General features: G+C 41.9%; 6 protein-coding genes. 2 read left to right on the top strand and 4 right to left on the bottom strand.

What is annotated here, in order from left to right:
• Positions 1-74: 74 nt before the first annotated feature.
• The 4 genes from WAM07_RS13675 to WAM07_RS13690 all read right to left on the bottom strand — a co-directional run bounded on the left by WAM07_RS13675 (position 75) and on the right by WAM07_RS13690 (position 3,958).
• Positions 75-824: a hypothetical protein gene (locus WAM07_RS13675; protein WP_422167691.1), complete on the bottom strand. Its 750-nt coding sequence runs from the start codon at positions 822-824 to the stop codon at positions 75-77.
• Positions 815-2,125, bottom strand: coding sequence for a hypothetical protein (locus WAM07_RS13680; protein WP_422167692.1), 1,311 nt, complete (start codon positions 2,123-2,125; stop codon positions 815-817). Before WAM07_RS13680 ends, WAM07_RS13675 begins: the two co-directional genes overlap by 10 nt.
• 487 nt (positions 2,126-2,612) lie before the next feature.
• Positions 2,613-2,765 carry a hypothetical protein gene (locus tag WAM07_RS13685; RefSeq protein ID WP_422167694.1) on the bottom strand — a complete coding sequence of 51 codons (153 nt, stop codon included), beginning with the start codon at positions 2,763-2,765 and terminating at the stop codon, positions 2,613-2,615.
• Between the two features lie 242 nt (positions 2,766-3,007).
• Positions 3,008-3,958, bottom strand: coding sequence for an ATP-dependent 6-phosphofructokinase (locus tag WAM07_RS13690; RefSeq protein ID WP_422167696.1), 951 nt, complete (start codon positions 3,956-3,958; stop codon positions 3,008-3,010).
• Positions 3,959-4,596: 638 nt separating this feature from the next.
• Between WAM07_RS13690 and WAM07_RS13695 the strand changes: the two genes are divergently transcribed.
• Both WAM07_RS13695 and WAM07_RS13700 read left to right on the top strand, forming a co-directional pair.
• On the top strand, positions 4,597-5,415 hold the full coding sequence (locus WAM07_RS13695; RefSeq protein WP_422167698.1) for a pyruvate, water dikinase regulatory protein: 819 nt from the start codon (positions 4,597-4,599) through the stop codon (positions 5,413-5,415).
• A partial coding sequence (locus WAM07_RS13700) for a PEP/pyruvate-binding domain-containing protein (protein WP_422167700.1) occupies positions 5,415-6,085 on the top strand: 671 nt, incomplete at its 3' end. The genes WAM07_RS13695 and WAM07_RS13700, both read left to right, overlap by 1 nt.

Below are 6,085 nucleotides of genomic sequence, written 5' to 3' on the forward strand. Positions count from 1 at the left end.
CAAAGCTTCGTTGATACACAAAGAAGCTTTGCTAAACTGCTCATTCCAGAAGTAAATAATCTGATTAATATTTATTAAAACTGTACGCCGCATTCCCCAATCGAAGTAATAGGACTCATCGGAGCGGTGAATGTTGTTGAAAACGTATGCCCCATGTTGTCATTTGCCAGCACCGTCCACGTCCCAATATTGCCTGGTCCAATAGACACCTCAATCAGTACTTCAAACAAACCCTGAAATAAGTTGCCCGTTCCTAAAGCCGTTCCTCGCACTCGGGCAAACGTATCGTCAATACAATCAATTTCTATCCTCCGTCCTTGAATAAAATTGATTGTCGTTCCCCCGGAGCGAAACGTTACATTAAAGTTATCAACTGCTGGATTACAGTTAGTACTGGCTGTGAAACATTGGACCGCCGTCACATTAATCCTGCCTCTTAAAGTCGAGTCCATTCCTTGATTCATGATTTCTACCTCTGCTTCAGCCCGGTTTCCTTGAACGCCGATCCTGAATTTACATGGACATTCCACGGTTGGACACTCTGCTTGTGTGCCTACATTAGTTTCAAGAAAGTTCCCTGACACTACAGTTGTGGCATTGACGTCAATGGATACTAACGGGGTTCCAGGAAGAACGGTTACGGTTGTAGAAAAATTTCCATTAATATCTGAAATGGCTGGATTCGGGTCATAAAATACGACATCCTCAGGGAAGTCACTAAAGAATATTTCCGCTCCCTCAACAGGGTTGCCTCCACATGTAACATTCCCGGTGATGACTGCATTACAAGTGATTAGTGCTGGGACATTAATAATTAAGGGCATGTGCTATCACACTCCACGAGGACTTCTACTGAAGCTGAAATCATTTGACCTTCTACTGTTGCGGAAGCTGTAATGGTAACAGGAGTAGAAGGTGTGCCATCAGCCACCGTTACACCCGCGAAATAGTTGCCAAGTGAACCGGTTAAGACAGGATTTGGCTCAAAGGTAACCGCAGGATCACTACTCTCTAACGTCACCACAGCACCTTCAATCACTCTTCCATCACAGCGGACCCTGCCGTCCACAAAACCATCGCAAAAGATTTGTTCTGTTGAAAACAACTCAATGATACAGGGGTCAGCCAAACATTGAACAATGGTTGGCAAAGAGGTAGAAACCATTTGGCCATCTACCATCGTTTCGGCTGTAATCACGACATCTGTTGGTTCTGTTACGGCTGAGACAATAGCTTCCACTTCAAAATTACCAAATTCATCTGTAAAAACAGGGTCAGGTGTGAAATCTACAATGGCTGGTTCAGCACGGAAGGTAACTTCTGCTCCTTCTACAGGATCGATATCACCACAGATCACCTTACCACTAAGGAATCGATCACAAAGAATATCTGCTGGAACAAACAGGTGGATGTCACACGGAGAACAAGTAAATTCCACATCTCCAGCAGGAATGGTCCGTTTAAAATCGCTTTGCTGGACGATCCAATCATATACTCTCGTCACCGATAAGCAAGCTACCTCTTGGAGCTGCGCTGGAGTTGGTGAAACTGGAGAAGTGCTACATTCATTTTCCGGCGTTCCTTTTGAATTAACGTTTAAGTCTATCATTTGACCAGGGAAAACAACGGGACACTGATTTGGCATCGTAAATGAACAACGATCAGGAACAATCACGTCCCTTGGCGAGCAAAAACCAATCTCCTGTTCGACCACCACATCCGCAACGATTTGAATGCTCTGGCAGATTGCAAAATTTATATCCAACGATTCAAAAGCTCCATCAAGACAATTCACACATGCTTGACAATCAAATTCCGTCACGCTGCAAACCACTTCTGTACCTGCAGGTGCGCACAGAATTACATTTTCAAAAAAGCAAAACGGAATGGGTTCAGACACACACAAGGTATCGTCATCCTCCACTTCAACTACAACAAACGCTTGTTTACTTATCATCACCTTTTGAAGAGTGACTTGTTCTCCACCAGGCAATTGAACGGAAATATCTTCCCGATCCCCTTGTTCTTCACAACTAATTTCATCAACAGGGCTGCCTGCTGCATCGGTTAAATAACAACGTACAAAACCATTATTTGCTAGTAATTCACATAAATCCGGATTCACAACTTCCCCTACCCCTTTCTTTAAAGAAATCCAATAAAACCTCTCTAGCCGGACTTCCTCCGATCAATCAAATTAGCATGGGAGAACCGGCTAAAGCCTTTATAGCGCAAGTTTATAGTATTGTATGAGTTAGTGATGTTATAAGTTACGAAAAAACCACTAAAAAAACTAAACGCATGATTTTACCAAGTGGTCTAGCTCCTATCCGGTTGATAAGGGTGGGGAAGAACTTGCTCACCCACAAACTGCCTCTAAATTGGAAATAAGCGGTAATCCACGATAGAAGATAAAATTACCCGAGCACCGAGAATGTTTTCGTCTTCTAAATAACGTCATTCTAAAGATTAAGCTGTGCCTGAAGCATCTGTAAGAACCGCTCCCGCTATTCATTTTGAATGCCATATGGACCATATTTCTTGATGTTTTCAAGCATACAAAAAGCCAACATGCCCTTGCGGACATATTGGCTTTCTTATAAGCAATGTGCTTAGCACCATCCTAAATCGCAGTCTTTCACATAACCTTCTTCTTGCTCTGTTTTATTTTTATTACTCTTTGGAGGTAAAGAATGAATGGTTGTTCTATTTTGAATAGCATTGTTATTCTTTTTCGTAATCTTGGATAAAATCCACTCAATCATGGGAACACCTCTTTACGAACAAATTATCTCCTTTTTGAGAAGATTCATTCAATGTAACATCTATGTATCTGGATATCTACATAAGTGCTTATATACCCTGGTCTTACCATAAGGGGAAAGATAGCAATAGCCAGCCTGCCCTAATGCCTTTCGGCAACAGAAGTGTGAAAAGTCCCTGAAACCCTTTTCACGTGAATGGAAAAAGATAAACTTTCTTTTATGAACATCCATGTATCCTGCAATCAGGATAGTTTTTTAAACAACTGGTACATACTTTCCTCCATATTAGCCCTATGAGAAGGAACCTCATCTAAGTCATAACTCACCAGTTCATTCTGATTGATTCCAACCATTTTACTTGTTTGATTATTCAACAGGGATTCGATGGCAAACGCTCCCAGCTGGCTGGCTAAAATTCGATCGATTCCTGTGGGGGCACCCCCGCGCTGGGTATCACCTAAAACGATTAAACGTGACTCAACTCCTGCCTGCTCTTTTAATTGGCGTTTGAAATCTTCCCCATTTATACTCCCTTCCGCAATTACGATAATGCTGTATCTCTTCCCATCGCCAGCCTTGAGCTGTTGAATAATATGATCTGCATCCTCTTTCCAGCCTGGAATTAATATTTTCTCAGCGCCGCCGGCCAGTCCAGCGTAATACGCTATATTTCCCGCATTCTCTCCCGCTACCTCAACAATGGAGGTTTTCTCGTGAGACGATGCGGTGTCCCGAATTCGGTCTATGTAAAGGATAATGTTGTTGAGGGCAGTATGGAAACCTATCGTGTAATCCACCCCTGGAATATTACTTTCAATGGAGGCAGGTATGACCACACATGGGAAATGGTACTTATGGAAGGCCCGGGCGGTTTTTAAAGCCTCTCTGCCCCCAATAATAATAAGCGCTTCTATATTTTCATTTTTCAAGTTCCCTATTCCTCTTTGCAGACCTTCCTCTGTATAAATTTCTTCGCTTATAGAAGACTGCAGGATGGTTCCTCCCCGTTGCATGATGGAGCCGACCGATGTTTCATCCATTTCCTCGAATAGTTCATGAATCACACCATAAGATCCATGCTTGATTCCCACCATTTCCACGCCATGATAGGTCCCTGATCTCACAACTGCACGGATGGCAGCATTCATACCTGGAGCATCTTCTCCACTCGTTAATACACCGATTTTCTTCATTATATTTCCTCCTTGTTTATTTATCACTCCAGCTTTCTTTTTTTATAGGCGCTGCGCATTCTGTATGATGGGCGTAAAATTAACCTCCCGTCTCTCTTTCATGAGAAGTGGGTTCTCTACTTCACAAAAAATAGGAAGGGCTGATACGTAACCCTGTTTCCTACGAATCTGGCTTTCTTCTCATCCCCTTGTTAGAATCTCCGGGAGGCCATAGCGCTGACAGAGCTTATCACTACCCTTTCCTGGGATTATGAAAACACCAATCCCTCAAAAAAACAGCAAATTTATTAATAAGTGGATGATTTTATTGATAATGCCATTTAAACACATTTCACTTCTAATATGAAATACAAATCACAACGATTTATAGTGCAGAAATACATCGATTATCCAAACTGCAGACAAATTTTTCAGAGAAATAGAAATCTTTCTGTTGTAACCAGTCCCAAACAATGATACTATACTATTCAGTTAAATAGTGTGTCACATTAACACGAAAACAATCAATAGTATGACACATTAAATACTAGTCTCTTCCACAATAAAGAGAGAGAAATAAGAGACAACATTGGAGATCTATACTTACACATGCCGTTTCTTACGGCTAATTCTATTACGTTAAGAATAGGAGATGGATAGTGACTACAAAAGAAACCGTCTTTGTCGTGTCAGATTCGATCGGGGAAACCGCTGAATTAATGGTAAAGGCTGTAGCAAGCCAATTTTTTGGACGAGAAGTGGAAATTAAGCACTTTTCTTATGTCGAGGACAAACAGGATATTAATAATGTCATTACGAATGCGAAGTATAGTCCTTCCATCATCGCTTACACCATTGTCCTTCAGGATTTAAAAGAATATCTTGACCACAAAGCTTTAGAAGAAGGAATTTTGGCGGTCGATTTAATGTATCCTCTGATGGATGCGTTTGCTCAAGTCTTCCATATGCAGCCGAATCGACAACCCGGGCAGATGAGAAAGTTGGATGAGAACTATTTTAAAAGAGTGGAAGCCATTGAGTTTGCTGTGAAATATGATGACGGCCAGGAAGTTCGCGGTTTAAAACAAGCAGATATCGTCCTCATTGGTATATCCCGAACATCCAAAACTCCACTTTCTATGTATCTAGCCAATAAACAATTTAAGGTCGCGAATGTACCTCTCATCCCAGAGATCCCACCTCCTCAAGAACTTTTTCAGATTCCAAGAAAAAAGTGCGTTGGACTCATCATCTCACCTGAAAAGTTAAATGACATCCGCCAAGAACGATTAAAAAGTCTGGGTTTAACCAACGCTGCAAACTATGCCTCATTAGAACGAATATTTGAAGAACTGGAATGTGCGCAAAATATCATGAAAAAAATCGGCTGTCCGATCATCGATGTGTCTAATAAAGCTATAGAAGAGACAGCTGACGTCATTTTAGCCATGTTTAATAAAAGGGGGAGCTTAGCCTAATGAATAACCAATTTGTATTTCTATTTGATCAATCTGAAAACGGTAAGAAGGAACTACTGGGTGGAAAGGGAGCGAATTTAGCGGAAATGACCCGAATTGGTTTACCCGTTCCTTACGGCTTTACCATTACGACAGCAGCTTGTCATGCCTATTACGATGCAGGTCAGGTCATCTCGCCAGAAGTCGAATCCCAGGTACTAGAAGCCCTTCACACCCTTGAAACTAAAACAGACAAACGATTGGGCGATCCAGCCAACCCGCTTCTCGTTTCGGTACGCTCAGGCGCCGTACATTCCATGCCGGGTATGATGGATACCGTTTTGAACCTTGGAATGAATGACGACACAGTAGAAGGAATGGCAGAACTTACGAACAATCCTCGATTTGCTTATGACTCCTATCGCAGGTTTATTCAAATGTTCAGTAATGTGGTCCTAAAGGTAGATCACTACTTGTTCGAACAACGGTTAGAAGATATCCGTGAAGAAAAAGGGTACCACTCCGATACCGAACTAACCGCTGAAGATTGGAAACAGGTGATTGAAACATTCAAATCGATTGTGCTCAAAACGGCAAAACGAAGCTTTCCTGAGGATCCTAAAGAACAACTCTTCCTTACCATCAATGCCGTGTTTGATTCGTGGAATAATCAGCGGGCTGTTTTATATCG

This window comes from Halobacillus sp., assembly GCF_049282395.1.
GTDB lineage: Bacteria > Bacillota > Bacilli > Bacillales > Halobacillaceae > Halobacillus.

Bases quoted from the DNA above. Each gene is read 5' to 3' on its own strand.
- WAM07_RS13690 (WP_422167696.1), bottom strand. From the start codon at position 3,958: ATGAAGAAAATCGGTGTATTAACGAGTGGAGAAGATGCTCCAGGTATG.
- WAM07_RS13685 (WP_422167694.1), bottom strand. From the start codon at position 2,765: ATGATTGAGTGGATTTTATCCAAGATTACGAAAAAGAATAACAATGCT.
- WAM07_RS13675 (WP_422167691.1), bottom strand. From the start codon at position 824: ATGCCCTTAATTATTAATGTCCCAGCACTAATCACTTGTAATGCAGTC.